1 protein-coding gene is annotated in these 18458 nt (G+C 68.8%); it reads right to left on the bottom strand.

Going from position 1 to position 18458, the window contains the following annotated elements:
* Nucleotides 1-105: 105 nt before the first annotated feature.
* A complete protein-coding gene (locus NV1_RS14735) occupies nt 106-18159 on the bottom strand; it encodes a non-ribosomal peptide synthetase (RefSeq protein ID WP_084525422.1) in 18054 nt (6017 codons plus the stop codon).
* Between the last annotated feature and the right edge of the window lie 299 nt (nt 18160-18458).

The raw sequence follows: 18458 nt of genomic DNA, 5'->3' as shown, positions 1-18458 counted from the left end.
GGTCCGGCACCCGATCACGCGCGGGCGCCGGACCGGGCTCTGCGCACCGCCGCGTGCGGAGACCGGCCGGCAACGCTGCTCGCGCCGGCCGGCCGGTCTCCGGCCTCACCGATCCAGTCGTGCGTTGAGGATCCGGGCGATCTGGGCGATCGCCCCTGGTTCGGTCATGGCGAGGTGGGTGGCATCGATGTCGATGTTCGCGATGTTCCCGGCGATCAGATGCGCCCAACCGTGGTGCCCCTGCGCCTCGGGCCGCCGGTCACGAGTGGCGGTGAAGTAGAGCATGTCGCTGTCCACGACCGGAGGCTGCCACGCACCCGCCGCGCGAATCGACATGTTGTAGGCGTCGGTGAGGCGTTCGATCATCGCCGCGTCGATGCCCAGACCGTCGCCGAGATGCTCGCGGATCAGATCCGCGGCCTCTTCGGCCGTCGCATCGGATCGTACGAAATCGATGCCGAGGACCGGGCCGAGATTGCTGATCAGCTCACCGGCCATGACGGTCGAGACCGACTCCTCATCGATACCGTCCGCTTCGGCATCCAGCACGGCCAGAAGTGCGACCTGCTCACCGGCAGCGCGCATTTCGGCGGCGATGGCGTGAGCGATCAGACCACCCAGCGACCAGCCCAGGAGATGGTAGGGGCCGTGCGGTTGGACCGCTCGGATCTCCTCGGTGTAGCGGCGGGCGATGTCCTCGATCGTTCGGGGACCGGGGACCTCGCCACCGATCTGCGGCGCCTGAATGCCGTAGATCGGCCGGCCGGCGGAGAGGTATTCGCCGAGTGTGTGGTAGCACCACGACAGACCCGAAGCGGGGTGGATGCAGAACAGCGGAGGCCGTGAACCACTCGTCCGAATCGGCAGCAGCACATCGAATCCGGACGCGGTCGCGGCTGCTCCCCCGGATCGCATCGCGGATTCGAGCCGCCGGGCCAGATCGGCCGGGCTCGGATCCGAGAGCATCCAGCTGATCGGGAACTCGTAGTCCAGTTCCTTCTTCAACTCGGTGACCACCTGCACCGACCGCAGCGAATTGCCGCCGAGTGCGTAGAAATCGTCGTCGGCGCCCACCCGGTCCACGCCGAGCACCTGGCCGAAGGTCCGCGCGACCACTCCTTCGAGCCATGTGGACGGATCCCGGAACTCCCCTACCGCGAACACCGGGTCCGGTAGTCGCGAACGGTCCAGTTTGCCGGATGTGGTGAGCGGCAACGTATCCAGCGCCGTGAGCGTACTGGGCACCATATAGCCGGGCAGTTCGCTCGCCGCGTGCGCCAGGACCGCGGCGGGGTCCACGGAGCTGCCCGCAGCGGGGAGGACATACCCGACGAGACGGTCTCCGGAGCCGTTGGAATGCACCGTCGCAATCGCCCGCGCAATGCCGGGATACTCGGCGAGTACCGTCTCGATCTCACCGAGTTCGATCCGCAGACCTCGCAGCTTCACCTGGAAATCGGTGCGGCCCAGGTACTCCAGCTCGCCGTCGCGGCGCCAGCGCGCCACGTCGCCGGTGCGATACAGGCGCTCGCCCGCGCCGAACGGGTCGGGAACGAAGCGCTCCGCGGTCAGGCCCGGACGCGACTGATAACCGCGCGCGAGCTGGACGCCCGTGAGGTACAGCTCCCCGGCGACACCGGGCGGTACCGGCCGCAAACGGCTGTCGAGTACATAGGCTCGGGCATTCCACACCGGCGTGCCCATCGGCATACTGCCGCTGTCGGATTCGATCACCCGATGCGCGGTCGCGTGCACGGTGAACTCGGTCGGCCCGTAGAGGTTGTGCAATTCGATCCAGGGCGCCGTCCGCCGCACCGCGTCCGCCATCTCCGAGCCGAATGCCTCACCGGCCACCAGTAGCGCACGGACCGACCCGAGCGACTCCGGCGGGGCCGCCTCGATGAACGCCCCCAGCATCGACGGGACGAACGAAGTGATCGTGACGCGCTGTGCGGCGATGGTTTCCGTGAGATAGGCCGGATCGGTGTGGCCATCGGCCCGCGCGATCACCAGCCGCGCCCCGGCGGCCAACGTGGCGAACAGCTCCCACACCGAGACGTCGAACGTCGCGGGCGTCTTCTGCAACACCACGTCGTCCGGGGTCAGCGCGTAGGTCCCGCAGATCCACCGGACCTGGTTCACCACCGAACCATGGCTCACCGCGACGCCTTTCGGCCGTCCGGTCGATCCGGAGGTGAACAGCACGTAGGCGAGGTTGTGCGGTCGCAGCGATGCGATCCGATCGGCGTCGGTGACCGGCGCGTCATCGAATCCGGACAATTCGACCCCGTCGAGAGACGACAGCTCGAGCACGGGTGCGGCGGTCGAGAGCATGTACGCGATGCGATCGGCAGGCAGGTCCGGGTCCACCGGCACATATCCGCCGCCGGCGGCGTGCACCGCGTACATGGCGGTGACCTGGTCCAGCGAGCGCCGCATGCGCAACGCCACCAACGATTCCGGACCCACGCCGCGAGAGATCAGCCAGCGCGCCAGACGATTCACCCGCGCGGCGAATTCCGCGTACGTCAGCGACTGATCACCGGAGATCACCGCGATCCGATCCGGGTACGTCCGGGCCGCCTCGGCGAAGACAGCGGCCGGCGTCTCCTCCGGCGCGAGTGCCATATCCGTCGAATTCCACTGTGTCAGTATGGCTTCGCGCTCCGCGGCGGCGAGCAGTTCCACCTCGTACACCGGCTGCGCCGGATCGGTGGCCACGGCGTCGAGCATCCGCAGCAGGCGATCCACCAGCGCTGTCACCGTGGCGGCGTCGAACAGGTCGGTCGCATAGGTCACCACACCGTTGATGCCGGCCGGAGCGCCGTCCGGATCGTACGAGTCCGACACGGTGATCTGCAGATCGAACAGTGCGACATCGGTATCGGCGGTCAGGGTCGACACCGACAGCCCCGGCAGTTCGAACTCCGCGGTGGCGAGGTTCTGGAATGCCAGCATCACCTGGAACAGCGGATGATGGGCGTGCGAACGGACCGGGTTGAGCACCTGTACCAGCCGCTCGAACGGAACGTCGGCGCGGCCGAACGCGGCCAGATCGGTCTCCCGCACGTGTTCGAGCAACCGGGTGAACGTCGTAGCCGGGTTCAGTCGCGTTCGCAGCACCAGGGTGTTGACGAACATGCCGACCACGTCGTCCAGTTCGGGTTCGCCACGGCCCGCGTACGGAGTGCCGATCGCGACGTCGTCGGTATCGGCCAACCGGCCCAGCGTGGCCGCGAGCGCGGCATGGAAGATCATGAACAGCGTCGTGTTGTGCGCTCGCGCCACCGCCTGCAACCTCGCGTGCAGATCGGCGGGCAGGTCGATCGGCACGGTCGACCCCGCATAGGACTGTACGGGCGGGCGCGGGCGGTCGGTCGGCAGCTCCAGCAGCGCCGGCAGATCCGCCAATGCCGTTGTCCACTCGTCGATCTGGGCGCGCAGCAGCGAGCCGGGATCGTCCTCGGAACCCAGTACCGACTTCTGCCAGATCGCGTAGTCGGCGTACTGCACCGGCAGCGGCGACCAGTCCGGGGCCTCCCCGCGCGTCCGTGCCGCGTACGCGGTCATCATGTCCCGCGCCAGCGGAACCAGCGAGGATCCGTCACAGCAGATGTGGTGCATCACGATCGCGAGAACCGACTCGTCCTGCCCCAATTCGAACAGCCGGGCCCGCACCGGCGTTTCGATCGTCACATCGAACACCGCACCGGCGAACGCCGACACCGATTCGGCCAGTTCGGATTCCGCGATCGAGACCACGGTGATCGGCGCGATGGCCGCCGCGACGGGCAGGACGACCTGGGACGGTTCGCCCTCCGAGTACGGGTACACGGTCCGCAGCACCTCGTGCCGGTTCAGCACGTCCTCGATGGCCGCACGCAGTGCGTCCAGGTCGAGCCGTCCGGACAGCCGCAGCGCGATCGGAATGCTGTAGGCCGCCGAGTCCGGTTCGAGCCGATTCAGGAACCACATCCGCTGCTGTGCGTACGACAGCGGAATTCGGCGCGGGCGCTGCTGTTCGGTCAGCGCGACCCGGCCGGTGTCGGCATGCGATTCGGCACGGGCAGCCAGCCGCGCGACGGTCGGCGCCTCGAAGATCATCGCCACCGGAATGGTCGCGTCCAGCGCCGCGCCCAGGCGCGCGGCGACGCGGGTGGCGATGAGGCTGTTGCCGCCCAGGTCGAAGAAGTCGTCGTCGGCGCCCACCGGACCGCTGATGCCGAGCACCTCGGCGAACACGCCCGCCACCACCTCCTCGCTCACCGAGGACGGAGCCCGGAACCGCTTGGCCTGCACCACGGGTTCGGGCAGGGCCGCACGGTCGATCTTGCCGTTCGGAGACAACGGAATCCGGTCGAGAATCATCACCGCGGCGGGCACCAGATACGACGGCAACGCCTCGGACAGCGCGGCGCGCAGTTGTTCGGCCGAGATGCTCACCCCGGGGCCGGGCACCACATAGGACACCAGCATCGCCGGACCGGCGCCCGCGTCGCGCGAGATGGTGACCGCGTACGCCACGTCCGCGCGCGACCGCAGCGCCGCATCGATCTCACCGAGCTCGACCCGGTAACCGCGGATCTTCACCTGGAAATCGTTGCGGCCCAAGAACTCCAGCATATCTTCGGAGTTCCGTCGCACCATGTCGCCGGTGCGGTACATGCGACTTCCCGGCTCCCCGAACGGGTGCGCCACGAACCGCGCCGCACTCGTCGCCGTCTTGTTCAGGTATCCGCGCGCCAGCGCCGGGCCGGCGAGATACAGTTCCCCGGCCACCCCGATCGGCACCGGCCGCAGCCGGGCGTCCAGGACCAGTACCCGCAGGCCGGGTAGCGGACCGCCGAGCGTCGGGCGCTCCCCCGGTTGCAGTCCACTCGTCGCCGTGGCGACCATCGTGGCCTCGGTCGGGCCGTAGAGCACCCGGAACTGCCGTGCTCGCTCGATATCGGTTCGCGCCCAACGGTTCACCAGATCCGCTGGGACCTCGTCACCACCGGACATCACCACGGCCAGATCGTCCAGGCCGGCCGGATCCACCGACGCGAGCGCGGCGGGGGTCAGGAACGCGTGCGTGATCCGCTGTGTCCGCAGGAATTGCGTCAGCTCGTCACCGCCGTAGATGCCGGTCGGCGCTACGACCAGTGCTCCGGCCCGGCCGACGGCCAGCAGTATCTCCAGCAGCGAGGCATCGAACGACGGCGAGGCGAAGTGCAGCACCCGCGACGCACCGCGGGGTTCGAGGTCGCCGCGCAGCCCGGAGACGAAATCGGCCGTGCCCGAATGGGTGACGCCGACGCCCTTGGGTACGCCGGTGGACCCGGAGGTGAAGACCACATAGGCCAGGTTCGCCGCGTGCAACGGGCGACTGCGCTCGTCGTCACCGATCGGACCGCTCGCGGACTCGTCGATCCGGGCGGCGACCTCCGCGTCGTCGAGCACGATCCAGTCCACCGCATCGGACATCGCGCCTCGTGCCGAGGACACCGTAATACCCAGTGCCGCACCAGAATCCGACACGATCTGCGCGATCCGCCCGGCGGGATAGGCCGGGTCGACCGGCACATACGGCGCACCGGTCCGGACCACCGCCCACCAGGACACGACGGATTCGATCGATCGCGGTATCGCGACCAGCACCGGATTCTCCGGTCCGGCGCCACGGCCGATCAGCGACCTCGCCAACCGGTTCGATCGCTCGTCGAGCTGCGTGTACGTCAACGCGGTGGTCCCCGAGATCAGGGCGATACCCTCGCCGTTGTCCCGCACGGCCGCGGCGAACAGATCGGTCAGCAGTTCCGGCGGCCGTTGCCGGGCCGGGGGACGCGCTCCCACCTGCGAGGTGAGCATCGTGCGCTCTTCGGCGTCCAGCCAGTCGATATCACCGACCACGACGGCCGGATCGGCGGCGACGGCATCCAGCACCCGCATCAGACGTGCGGCGAATCCCGCCGCGGTCGCCTCGTCGAACAGGTCTCGGGCATAGCTCAGCATTCCCGAAAGCCCTTGTGCAGCACCGGTTTCACCGGCCTCCTCGGAGAGGATCAATTGCAGGTCGAACTGGCTGGCGCCGGTGTCCACCTCGGCCCGGGAAATCTGCACGCCGGGCAGCGCCACATCGATCGTGGACACGTTCTGGAAGGCCAGGACCACTTGGAACAGTGGATGGCGGGCCGCGGATCGCTCCGGATGCAGCTCCTCGACGACCCGCTCGAACGGCACGTCCGCGTGCTCGAACGCGCGCAGATCCGTCTCCCGGGCGCGCATCAGCAAGTCGGCGAACGGCTCGCCGACATCCACGCGGGTCCGCAGGGCGAGGGTGTTGACGAACATTCCCACCAGATCGTCCAGGCCGGGTTCGCCGCGTCCCGCGATCGGGGTGCCGATCACGATGTCATCGGTGTCGCCCAAGCGGCCGAGGACCGCGGCCAGCGCCGCGTGCACGACCATGAACAGCGAGGTTCCGTGCGCGCGAGCCAGTTCGAGCAGCCGCTCGTGCACCCTCGCATCGATACCCACGGGCACCCGCCCGCCCGACAGGGAAGCCGCGGCCGGGCGGGGCCGATCGGCGGGGAGATCGAGCCGGTCGGGTGCGCCCGCGAGGGTCGAACGCCAGAACTCCAGCTGTTCGGACATCAGCGAGTCCGGATCGTCCGCAGTGCCCAGCATCCGGCGCTGCCACCACGCGAAATCCGCGTACTGCACGGCGAGCGGCTGCCATTGCGGCGCATACCCCGCCAGGCGGGCGGCATAGGCCGTCATCACGTCGCGGGCCAGCGGGCCCATCGACTGCCCGTCCCCGGCGATATGGTGCACCACCAGCACCAGCAGGAATTGTGCTGTGTCACTGCCGTTCTCGGCGTCGAGCTCGAACAGCCCCACGCGCATCGGCACTCGCGCGGTCACATCGAATCCGCGCCGCACGAACTCGCCCACCGTGCCGGCGACCGAATCGGCCCGCACCCGCATCCTGTCCACCGGCACCCCGGGCTCGTCGAGCACGACCTGCCGCGGCTCACCGGAGAATTCCGGATAGATCGTGCGCAGTACCTCGTGCCGGGCCATCACATCGGTCAGGGCGTCCGTCAGCGCCGCGACGTCCAGCTGTCCCGACAACCGCAGCATCACCGGAATGTTGTACGCGGCCGAGTCCGGCTCGAACCGGTTCAGGAACCACATCCGTTGCTGCGCCAGCGACAGCGGCACCGGGTCCGGATGCTCGCCGGCCACCAGGGGCAGCCGTCCCGCACCACGGAAAGTCGTTGCGCGAGCGGCCAATCCGCTCACGGTGGGAGCCTCGAACACCGATCGCACCGGCACCCGCGCATCCAGCGCCGCACCGATGCGCGCCACCACGGTCGCCGCGCTGAGCGAATCGCCGCCCAGTGCGAAGAAGTCGTCGTCGGCGCCCACCCGCTCGACATCGAGTACCTGCTCGAACGCCTCCGCGACCAATTCCTCGACCACCGAGGACGGCGCCCGGAATTCCGTTGCGACGCTCACGGGTTCGGGCAGCCGCTCACGATCCAGCTTGCCGTTGGCGGTCAGCGGCACCTCGTCCAGCACCAGCACCGCAGATGGCACCAGGTATCGGGGCAGCGAATCGGCCAGTGCCGCACGCAACTCCGCACCCGAAACCCTCGTCCCGGCCGCGGGCACGACATAGGACACCAGCATCACCGGTCGTCCGCCGTCGCTGCGCGGCACCGTGACCGCATACGCCACGTCCGCGCGCGCGCCGAGTACCGCGTCGATCTCGCCCGGCTCGACGCGGGTGCCACGCACCTTCACCTGGAAATCGTTGCGTCCCAAGAACTCCAGTTCGCCGTCGGCGGTGCGCCGCACCATGTCGCCGGTGCGGTACATGCGCTCGCCCGGCTTCGCGAACGGGCAGGCGACGAACCGCGCGGCACTCAACCCGCTCCTGCCGACGTACCCGTCGGCCAGTCCCGCGCCGGACAGATACAGCTCACCCACCACACCGTGCGGCACCGGCCGCAACCAGGTGTCCAGCACCATCGCCGCGACCCGGCCGACCGGCCTGCCGATCGTGATCGGCCCGCCGGGGACCAGCGCGTCACCGGCGGTCGCCCAGATGGTGCTCTCGCTCGGTCCGTACAGGTTGACCATGGTGCGATGCGGCGCCCACCGCTCGATCAGTTCCGGCCCGACCGGCTCACCGGCCGTCGCCAGCACACACAGTGCGCCGAGGCCGTCGGACGGAACCGTCGACAGTGCCGAGGGAGTCACGACCGCGTGCGAAATACGTTCGCGCGCCATCAGTTCCGCCAGTTCCGGGCCGGCGTACACATCCGCGGGAGCAACGACCAGCCGACCGGCCGAACCGTGCGCCATCAGCAGCTCGAAGATCGAGGCGTCGAAGCTCGGCGAGGCGACCTGCAGCACCACGGACCTCGGGCCGACGTACAGTATCCGCCGCTGCGCCGCGATCAGATCGGCCAGTCCGCGGTGGGTGACCAGGACGCCCTTGGGGATTCCGGTCGAGCCCGAGGTGTAGCTCACCCAGGCCAGCTGATCCGGCCGAATCGCCTCGCCGCGTTCGGCATCGGTGATCGGTTCGGCGGGAGCCGCGGCCTCGTCTCCGAGCGGCTGCTCCTGATCCAGGATCAGCCAGTCGACGCTGTCGGGAAGGGACGTCCGCCCGGCCTCGGCGGTGATGCCGAGCGTGGCTGCCGAATCCGCGAGCAGGAATTCGATCCGCTCCGCGGGCAGGGTCGGGTCGATCGGCAGGAATGCCGCGCCGGTCTTGGCCACCGCCCACAGGCTGAGCACGGCCGCGGGCGACCTCGGCAGCACCACGGCGACGATCCATCCGCGACGCGCCCCGTGCCGCAATAGGTTTCGGGCCAGCCGAGTGGATCGTTCGTCGAGCTGCCGGTACGTCCAGACGTCCGTGCCGTATCGCATCGCGACCGCATCGGGGTCGTCCGTCGCGGAGCCGGCGAGTATCCGGTCCAGCGTGGCCGGAACAGTGGGACCGGCCACCAGCATCGGCGAGGACGGCAACGACTCCTCGTCGAGGGTCAGCTCACCGAGCCGGGTGGCGGCGTTCGCGGCGATCCGGCTCAGCAGCGCGACCGTGCGGTCGAGAATGCGGCGCGCCGAGTCCGAGTCGAATTCCCGATCGTGGAAGCGCAGGGCGATCCGGAGTCCGCGCGGCGCACCGTGCTCGTCCTGGGCCGGTTCCACGACCAGGCTCAGCGGGTACGGCGTCGCGTCCACGCCGCCGAGTTCGTTCACCCGCAGACCGGCCTCGTCGACCAGTCGCTGCAGTGCGGTTCGGTCGACCGGGAACGACTGGAAGGTTATCGCGGTGTCGAAGAGTTCGGGCAGTCCGACGCTGCGGTGGATCTCGGGTAGGCCGATGTGGTGATGATCCAGCATGCGGGCCTGACCCGCCTGGATACCGGTCAGCAGCTCGCGTACCGTCATCGCCGGTTCGAGCCGGACCCGCACCGGAATCGTATTCAGGAACATCCCGAGGGTCTGTTCGACCTGTGGCAACTCCGCGGGCCTGCCCGAGACCGAGGCGCCGAAGATCACATCGGTCTCACCGGTCAGGACGCGCAGATTCAGCGCCCAGGCCGCAGAGACGACGGTGTTCACCGTGACCTCCGCATCCGCGGCCGCCAGGCGGAGTTCCTCGAAAAGGTCCGCCGGCAACTCGGCCTCGACCTCACCGGCCGAGAACGAGCCCGCCGCGCCCGCTCCGCGTGACACCCGGGTGGGCGAGTCGACGCCGGAGAAGGCTTGCGCCCAAGCCGCTTTGGCGACAGAGCTGTCCTGCCGGCGCAGCCAGGCCAGGTAGTCGCGATAGGACGGAGCGGGCCCGGCGGAGTCGATATGCGCGGGAGATCCGTAGTAGTCCAGCAGTTCTCGCATCAGCAGCGGCATCGACCAACCGTCCAGGATCACATGGTGATTCGTGACGAGCAGCCGGAAGGATCCGGGAGCGAGCCGGATCAGCGTGAATCGGACCAGCGGTGCGACCGACAGGTCGAATCCGGCCGCCTCGTCCGCCGCGGCGATGTCTTCCGGAGAGGTCGCGTCGTCGTCATCGGTGAGATCGATGTCCCGGAACGGAACCTCGGCGTGGTCCAGCACGATCTGGCACGTCCCGGCCGAGGTCTCCACGAAGGCGGCCCGCAGGATGTCGTGCCGGTCGACCACGGCCTGCGCGGCGCGGCGCAGGCGTTCGGCGTCGACCTCGCCCGAGAATCCGATCGCCGTCTGCACCGTGTAGTTGTCCTCGGCGTCCGGGTCGTAGGTCGAGTGGAAGTGCACACCGGATTGCATGGGCGACAACGACCAGATGTCGGACAGGCCGGGGTGATCCCGCTCGAGCCGATCGATGTCCTCCTGTCCGAGTTCGACGAGCGGGGTCCGGTCGGATTCCCCGGTGACCTGCGCACCGTTCGCCACAGCGGCGAGGGCCGCAACGGTCTTGGCCTCGAACACATCCCGCGGGGTGAGATGCAATCCGGCCGACCTGGCCAGCGCCACCATTCGCATCGACACGATGCTGTCCCCGCCGAGCGCGAAGAAGTTGCTGTCCGCGGAGACGGTGTCCAGACGCAGGACGTCGGCGAAGAGTTTCGCGACGATCAGCTCGGTCGGCGTGGACGGCGCCCTGCCGCCCGCGATGGCGGGACCGAAGTCGCGCTGCTCCAACGCCTTCCGATCGATCTTCCCGGTCGATGCGCGCGGCATCCGGTCCAGTTGCACGATCGCCGCGGGATTCATGTACCGGGGCAGGGTGTTCGCGAGATCTTCGGTCAGCGCGGGGATATCCACCCCCGCGGCCGAGGCGGAGACGACATAGCACACCAGCACCGGTTCGCCCGTCGGGCCTTGCGCGACAACGGTCGCGGCACTCGCCACGTCCGGGTACCGGGCCACGCGGGTATCGATCTCCCCGAGTTCGATCCGCAGACCGTGAATCTTGACCTGCTGATCGGATCGGCCCAGGTACTCCAGGACCGGTCCGGTGCGACCGCGTACCCAGCGCACGGAATCACCGGTGCGGTAGAGCCGCTCGCCGGTGGCCGACCGCGGATCCGCGACGAACCGCGCGGCGGTCAGATCGGGGCGGTCGACGTACCCGCGCGCCAGTCCGGGCCCGCCGAGGTAGAGCTCCCCGGCGACTCCGATCGGCACCGGCCGGAGCCACATGTCCAGGACCACCGCGGACACGCCCCGGATCGGGCCGCCGATCGTCACCGGCTCGCCGGGCAGCAGAGCATCCGAGCCGGTCGCCCAGATCGTGCTTTCGGTCGGCCCGTAGTGGTTCATCAGCCGCCGCCCCGGCGCCCACCGGTTCACGGTGTCCGGCCCGGTCGCCTCACCGACGACCGCCAACGTCGTCAACGACGGGATCCGGGACGGGTCCATGGTGTTCAGCACGGACGGAGTGATGATCGCGTGGGAAATCTGTTGCGCCCGAATCAATTCCTCGAGGTCGATCCCGCCGTACGCCTCCGGCGGAGCCACCACCAGGCATGCGCCGCTGCCGTGTGCCAACAGCACCTCCGACACACAGGCGTCGAATCCCGGCGACGCGACCTGCAGCACCGCCGCGTCGGGACCCGCCGCGAACGCCTCGGCCTGCGCCGCGACGAGGTCGGCCAGACCTCGATTGGCGAGCTGTACGGCCTTGGGCTTACCGGTCGATCCGGACGTGTAGATCACGTACGCGGCGTTGTCGGCGCGCAACTCGCCCGCTTGGAGCGGTGTGCCGGATGTGCGGGCGGGCTCGGCCTCGGCGTCCAGCGCCAGCCAATCGACGGTATCCGGAAGGCTCTGTGCGACAGCGCGTGTCGTGAGCCCCGCACAGGTTCGGGTATCGGACAGCAGCTCGGCGGTGCGCGCGGTGGGATTGCCGGGGTCCAGCGGCAGGAAGGCGGCGCCGGTGCGGGCCACCGCCCAGATCGCCACGGCCAGTTCGGCCGAACGAGGGAAGGCCAGTGCGACAATCGATTCGGCCCGGGCGCCGCGCTCGATCAGCAGTTGCGCCACCGCATCCGCGCGCCGGGCGAGTTCACGATAGGTCCAGGTGGTCGTACCGGATCGCACGGCCACCGCGTCCGGATACCGCCGCGCGGTGTCCCACAGGATTTCGCGCAGTACGGCGTCGGCGACCGGCTCGTCGCCATGAGCCGAAAGCAGCTCCGCGCGTTCGGAATCCGCGCAGGAGGAGATCGTGGCCACTTTTCGAGCCGGATCGGTGACGATCTGGGTGAGCAGCAGCTCGAAGCGGTCCAGCAGTGCCCGCGCCTGGTCGTGATCGAACCGGTCGAGGGCGAATTTCAGTGCGACCGTGTAGGTCCCGGACGCGCCATCGTCCGGGCCGCCCGGTCGCGGCGGGGTCACCTGCAGGCTCAGCGGATACGGCGTGGCGTCGCGTGCGTCGATATCGACCAGGCGCAGACCCGCGTCACCGAGGTTGCGCGTCAACAGATCCCGGTCGACCGGGTAGGACTCGAGCACCGTCGCGGTGTCGAACATGTCGGCGATCCCGGTGATCCGTTGCAGCTCCGCCAGGCCGATGTGCGAATGTTCCACCATCGCGGCCTGTTCGGATTGCACGCGCACGAGCAGTTCGGCGACCGTTTCGCCCGGATCGAGCCGGACGCGCACGGGCAACGTGTTGACCAGCAGCCCGACCATGCGGTCGATCTCCGGAATTTCCGGCGGACGCTGGGAGACGGTGTTGCCGAACACCACATCGGACCGTCCGGTCGTGAGCGCGACGAGCAGAGCCCACGCCACCTGCAACGACGTATTCGCAGTGACGCCGTGCGAGCGGCCCAGTTCACCGATCGCGGCGCTGGTCGCGACGTCCAGGTCGAAGGCGACCTCGCCATTGCGCACGGTTCCGGCCGGGTCCGCGCCGGCGGTGACTCGCGTCGGGCTGTCGATTCCGGCGAGCATCTGCTGCCACGCGGCCACGGTGGCCTCGTGATCGCGCGCACCCAACCACCGCAGATACTCCCGGTACGAGCGCGGTGGCGCGAGTTCGGCAGTGTCGCAATCCGATACGTACAACGCGAGCAGCTCTTGGATCAGCAGCGGCATCGACCAGCCGTCCAACACGAGGTGATGGTTCGTGAGGATCAACCGGTAGGAGTCCGCTCCGGTGCGCACCAGGTGGAAACGGATCAGCGGCGGCCGGGCGGGATCGAACGCGGCCGCCTGCGCGGCCGCCAGGCGATCGAGCGCCTCAGCGCGCGCATCGTCATCGGCGATCTCGGCGACGCTGGTCGCACCCCATTCGACCGCGGCGTCGCCCGATACGATCTGCCGTGCCCCCGCGGCGCTCTCCACGAATGCGGTCCGCAGGCTGTCGTGCCGGTCGATGAGCAGCTGCGCCGCGCGGTGCATCCGCTCGCCGTCCACCGTCCCGGTGAACGTCAGCGCCGCCTGCACGATGTAGCCGTCGTCATCGTCGTCGGCATAGACCGTGTGGAACAGCAGCCCGGTCTGCAACGCCGTCAGCGGCCACACATCGGTCATCGCCGGGTATTCGCGCAGCCACCCGTCGATATCGCTCTGCGACACCTCGACCAGCGCGAAGTCCGAGGGCGTGAAAACCGGGGTGGTAGCCGACCGGGCGTGTTCGGCGAGTCCGCTCAGCGCCTGCGCGAACAGCCCGGCGAGTTCGGCGACCTGCTCGTCACGCAGAATCCGGGAGGCGAAATCCCAGGTCGCGTCGAGCTGGAGCCCGTCGGGCCCCGGCTCGGCGATCGCGTTGACATCGAGCGCCGCGGACAGCGCCATCGCCGGATCGCTGGTCCCGGTGAGCGCGGTGAATTCCGTTGTGGGCGTCCAGGGGCCGGAGAGTTCGGCCGTGCCCACCCGCCCGAGATAGTTGAAGCTGATCTGAGGTTCGGGCAGGCCCGCGAGTTCAGCGCCGCCCTCGGGATCCAGGTAGCGCAGCATGTCGAAGCCGATGCCGTGATCGGGCACCGCGCGCAGCTGCTCCTTCACCTGCCGCAGCGCCAGTCCCGCGGCCGCACCGCCCGCGAGCGCGTCGTCGAGGTCGATATCGTCGAGGCCGATCCGCAGCGGGTAGCGGGTGGTGAACCAGCCCACCGTCGCGCCGAGATCCGCGCCCGGGACGGCGTGTTCCTCACGACCGTGTCCCTCGAGGGAGATCAGCTCGTCCGCGACCGTCGTACCGTGCCGACGCCGCCACGCACCCAGTGCCAGCAGCAGTGCGGTCAGCAGCGGTTCGTTGGCGCCGCAGTGAAAACGCTCCGGAATGGTGGTGAGCACGGCGTCGGCGACCTCCGCCGGGACTCGCTGATGCACCCGGTCCGAGGTGGCGACGAGGTCGCGACCCGGGTCGAGCGGACGCGACCCGAGTAGCCGATCGCCCTGTCCGAGAACGTCTTTCCACATCGCGAGCTCCGCGGACCGCCGGCCCGGCGCCTGCTCGACCAGGCCGTGCGTCCAGCGGCGGAACGATGTGGTGGCCGGGCCGAGCTGCGATTCGCCGCCGTCGGCGGCCTGCGACCAGGCCTGCGCCAGGTCGGACAGCAGAATGCGCCACGAGACCGCGTCGACCGCGAGGTGATGGATCACCAGCCACAACAGATCGGGCCGGGAACCGTCGACGTCCTGCATCCACACCGCTTGCACCAGAACACCTTCGGCCGGGTCCAGGCGGTCGGCCGCCTGTTGTAGCTGCCGGTCGACCTCTTCGGCGTCCCGGTTTTCGAGCCGGACCCGCACGAGTGCGGCGTCGGCGTCGACCGCACCCCGCTCGAGTACCTCGACGAACCCGTCGACCGACTGTGCGCCGCGCAGCACGGCGCGCAGCATGTCGTGTCGATCGAGCAGGGTCCGCAGTGCGCGCACGAGCCCCGGTCGATCGACGTTCTCGGGCAGCTGCACGAGGGCGGCCTGCGCGAATCGGTCGAAATGCCCGCGGGCGAGCATGGCGCGCATGATCGGGGACAGCGGCATCGACCCCACGCCGCCACCGGACAACTCCGCCAGCACAGGAGTATCGCCCACCTCGGTCGCGATGGCCGCCAGGCCCGCAACGGTCTTGTGCGCGAACACGTCCTGGGTGGAGAAGCTCAGGCCAAGGGCCTTGGCGCGCGCCACCAGCCGGATGGACAGAATGCTGTCACCACCCAGGGCGAAGAAGCTGTCGTCCGCCCCGACCCGCGGCACACCGAGCACCTCGGCGAACAGCTCCGCCAGCGCCTTCTCCCGGGGAGTGGCCGGCGCGCGACCCTCGGGCGCGGCGCCGAATTCGGGTGCGGGCAGAGCCTTGCGGTCGAGCTTGCCGAACGCGTTCACCGGAAGACCGGCCAACGGGCAGACCACTGCCGGAACCATATGCGGCGGAAGGGATTCGCGAGCGAAGCGCTGCAGTTCGACGCTATCGATCCGGCGGCCGTCGACCGGGACGACATACGATGCCAGCACGGTCGTGCCGACGTTGTTCCGCACCGGCACCGTGACGGACATCTCGACATCCTCGTGCGTGGTGAGGGTGTCGTCGATCTCGCTGGGCTCGATCCGATAGCCGCGTATCTTGACCTGAAAGTCGCTGCGCCCCATCAGTTCCAGCGCGATCTCCGAATCGTCGCCGTTCCAGCGCGCGATATCGCCGGTGCGGTACATCCGCTCGCCTGCCGCGCCGTACGGATCGGCGACGAACCGCGCGGCGGTCTCCCCGAACAGATGGCTGTATCCCCGGGCCAGGCCCGGCCCGGCCAGGTACAACTCGCCCGCGGTGCCCTTGGGCACCGGCTGCAGCGTCCGGTCCAGGACCATCGCCGAGACGCCGCGGATGGGACCGCCGACGGTATGGGACCGGTCGGCTCGCAGCGCGGCGCCGACGGCGGTCACCGTGGTCTCGGTCGGTCCGTACTCGTTGTACATGGACAGCGATCGCGTCCACCGTTCGATGACATGCGGTGCGCACACGTCACCACCGACCACGACGACCTTCAGGTCGACCGCCTGATTCGGGTCCACGGTCGCCAACATCGCGGGCGTCAACGTCAAGTGGGTCACGTGCTCGTCGGCCAGCAGCCGCGTCAGCGGCTCGCCGCCGGTCACCTCGGGCGGCACGACCACCAGGGTCGATCCGTTCGCGAAACAGGTCAGGAACTGCTCCAGCGAGGCGTCGAAGCTGGGCGAAAGCGCATAGGACACCCGCGATGTGCTGTCGACGCCGTACGTCGCGGCGCGATCGGCGATGAGGTTGGCCAGACCGGCGTGCGTGACCTGCACGCCCTTCGGCAGCCCGGTGGAACCCGAGGTGTAGGTCAGATAGGCGATATTGGAGGACCGCAGTGGCCGGATCCGGTCGGCGTCGATGATCGGCCCGTCGTCGGCCTGGTCACAGGCCGACACGGTCGCGGGGTCGTCGAGGGTTACCAGGCGCGTCGCGGACGGCAGGCGATCGGCCAGGGCGTCGACCGTGACCGCCACGCTCGCGCCGCTGTCGGCGATCATGTGCTCGATCCGCTTCGGTGGATTGTCCGGTGACAACTGCACGAAGGCCGCACCGCATTTGGCGACCGCCCAGGTCGCCATGACGGATTCGGACGAGCGGCGCAGCAGGATCGCCACGACGGTGTCCGGCCCGCAGCCCAACGTGATCAGATGCCGGGCGAGCTGGGAGGATTTCGTGTCCAGTTCGCCGTACGTCATCGATCGGCCGGACGAGGCGATCGCGGTTTCACGGCGATTGCGGCGCGCACCCTCGGTCAGGATGTCCGGAAGCAGCCGCGTCTCGACACCGCCGGGGCCGCGCACGGGCAGCAGTTCGGACCTCTCCGCGCCTTCCAGCAGCGGCAGCTTGTCGACCGGGTATTCGTCGCCCCCGGCGAGGAACTCCCGCAGAAACATGAGAAACCGGTCGTGGTGCCCGGCGAGTTCCGCCGAAGTGTACGCACTCGGATTGCCCTGGAAATCGATATGGGTACTGTCCCGTCCCGCACCCGGATAGATATTGACGAAAAGGTCGGCGGTCGGGCCCGAGGTGAGAACGTTGAGGCGTCCGGTGGTATTGCCCAGAACGACCTCGTTCTCGACCATCATGATATTCACGGCCGGGCCGAAAGACGCCGCCTGGTCACGGGCGATGCCCATATCGTGGAATATGTCCTCCTGCCGGTAACGCTGCCGCCGCAGGGCGCTGGTCAATTCGCTCTGCGTGCCGCTGATCACCTCGCCGATTGTGCAGCCCGCGACGCGCACACGCAGGGGCACGACATTTGCCACCATCCCGCCGGAACGGCGCAGTAGCGCGGAATGCCGACCCGAAACGGGCAGGCTCAGCAACACCTCATCGCTTCCGGTCATCCGGGCGAGATAGGACGCGAAGGCGGCGACGATCACCGGGGTAACGCTCGTACCGCGGTCGAGCACGACCTCGTCCAGCGCACGCGCGGTGCGCTCCGGCAGCGGGGTGCTGACCAGGATCGGATGAATGGTGGGTTCGCCCACCCGATCGGCCAGGCTCACCACGGGAGGCGCGTCGGCCAGATGTTCCGTCCAGTACGCGCGGTCGTTCTCGAAACGCGGCGAATCACGATACGCGATATCCTGTTCGACCACTTCGCCCAGATCGCGCGCCGCGGACGGCGGCGCCTGCTCGCCGGCGATCCACGCGTTGTACAGCTCGGTGACGCGGTGCATCATCGTCACCGCCGCGAATCCGTCGAGCGCGACATGGTGGGCGCGCTGATACCAGAGGAAGTGTTCCTCGCCGACCCGATAGATCACACTCGCCATGAGGTCGTCGTTCAGCAAGTCCAGTGGGGCGGAATACTCTTCGACCATCAGCCGGCGCGCCGTGGTGACCGGGTCGGGGTGATCACGCAGGTCCACGACCGATACCGGCGTGCCGTTCTCGTCCACGAACTGGCGTGGTTCCCCGTCGACCTCGAGCAGGCGCAGGTGACCCGACCCGAATTCGCGGCTGGCGGTGTTACACGCCTCGACCAGCAGATCGGTATCCAGCTCACCGACGATCTCGACATACTGCGCCACGGATATCGGCGACGACGCGGCAAGGTGCTGGGCGAACCAGATTCCTCGCTGCGCCGCGGTCAGCGGGCGCACATCGAAGGACGGCCGTCCCCCGGCCATGCCATTGTTCGATTGGGGCATATCGATCTCCACAGCTCTCCCATTGCCGCGCCAGAGCAATCGGGTTATGTTTCTGCAACAATTCCGATGCCAACGCGGTAGATGTTTGCGGTTTGATAACTGCGATCGAGTTGCCTCTCATGAACTACGGCTCATCGCAGTCGGCGTCCGCTCCGCCGACTCCCGCCGACAGCCCCGATACCCAGACGCCTCTGTCATGTATCCATCGTCCGACCATTACCAACCCGAACCACAGGGACCAAGGTCACAAACGCAGGGTGCCCTGTGCTCTTCTACTTCAGAAGTGGCTATATATTTGC

This window comes from Nocardia vaccinii NBRC 15922, from assembly GCF_001613305.1.
GTDB lineage: Bacteria > Actinomycetota > Actinomycetes > Mycobacteriales > Mycobacteriaceae > Nocardia > Nocardia vaccinii.
Note: the sequence above shows the minus strand (reverse complement) of the source record. Positions and strands in the feature narration are given on the sequence as shown.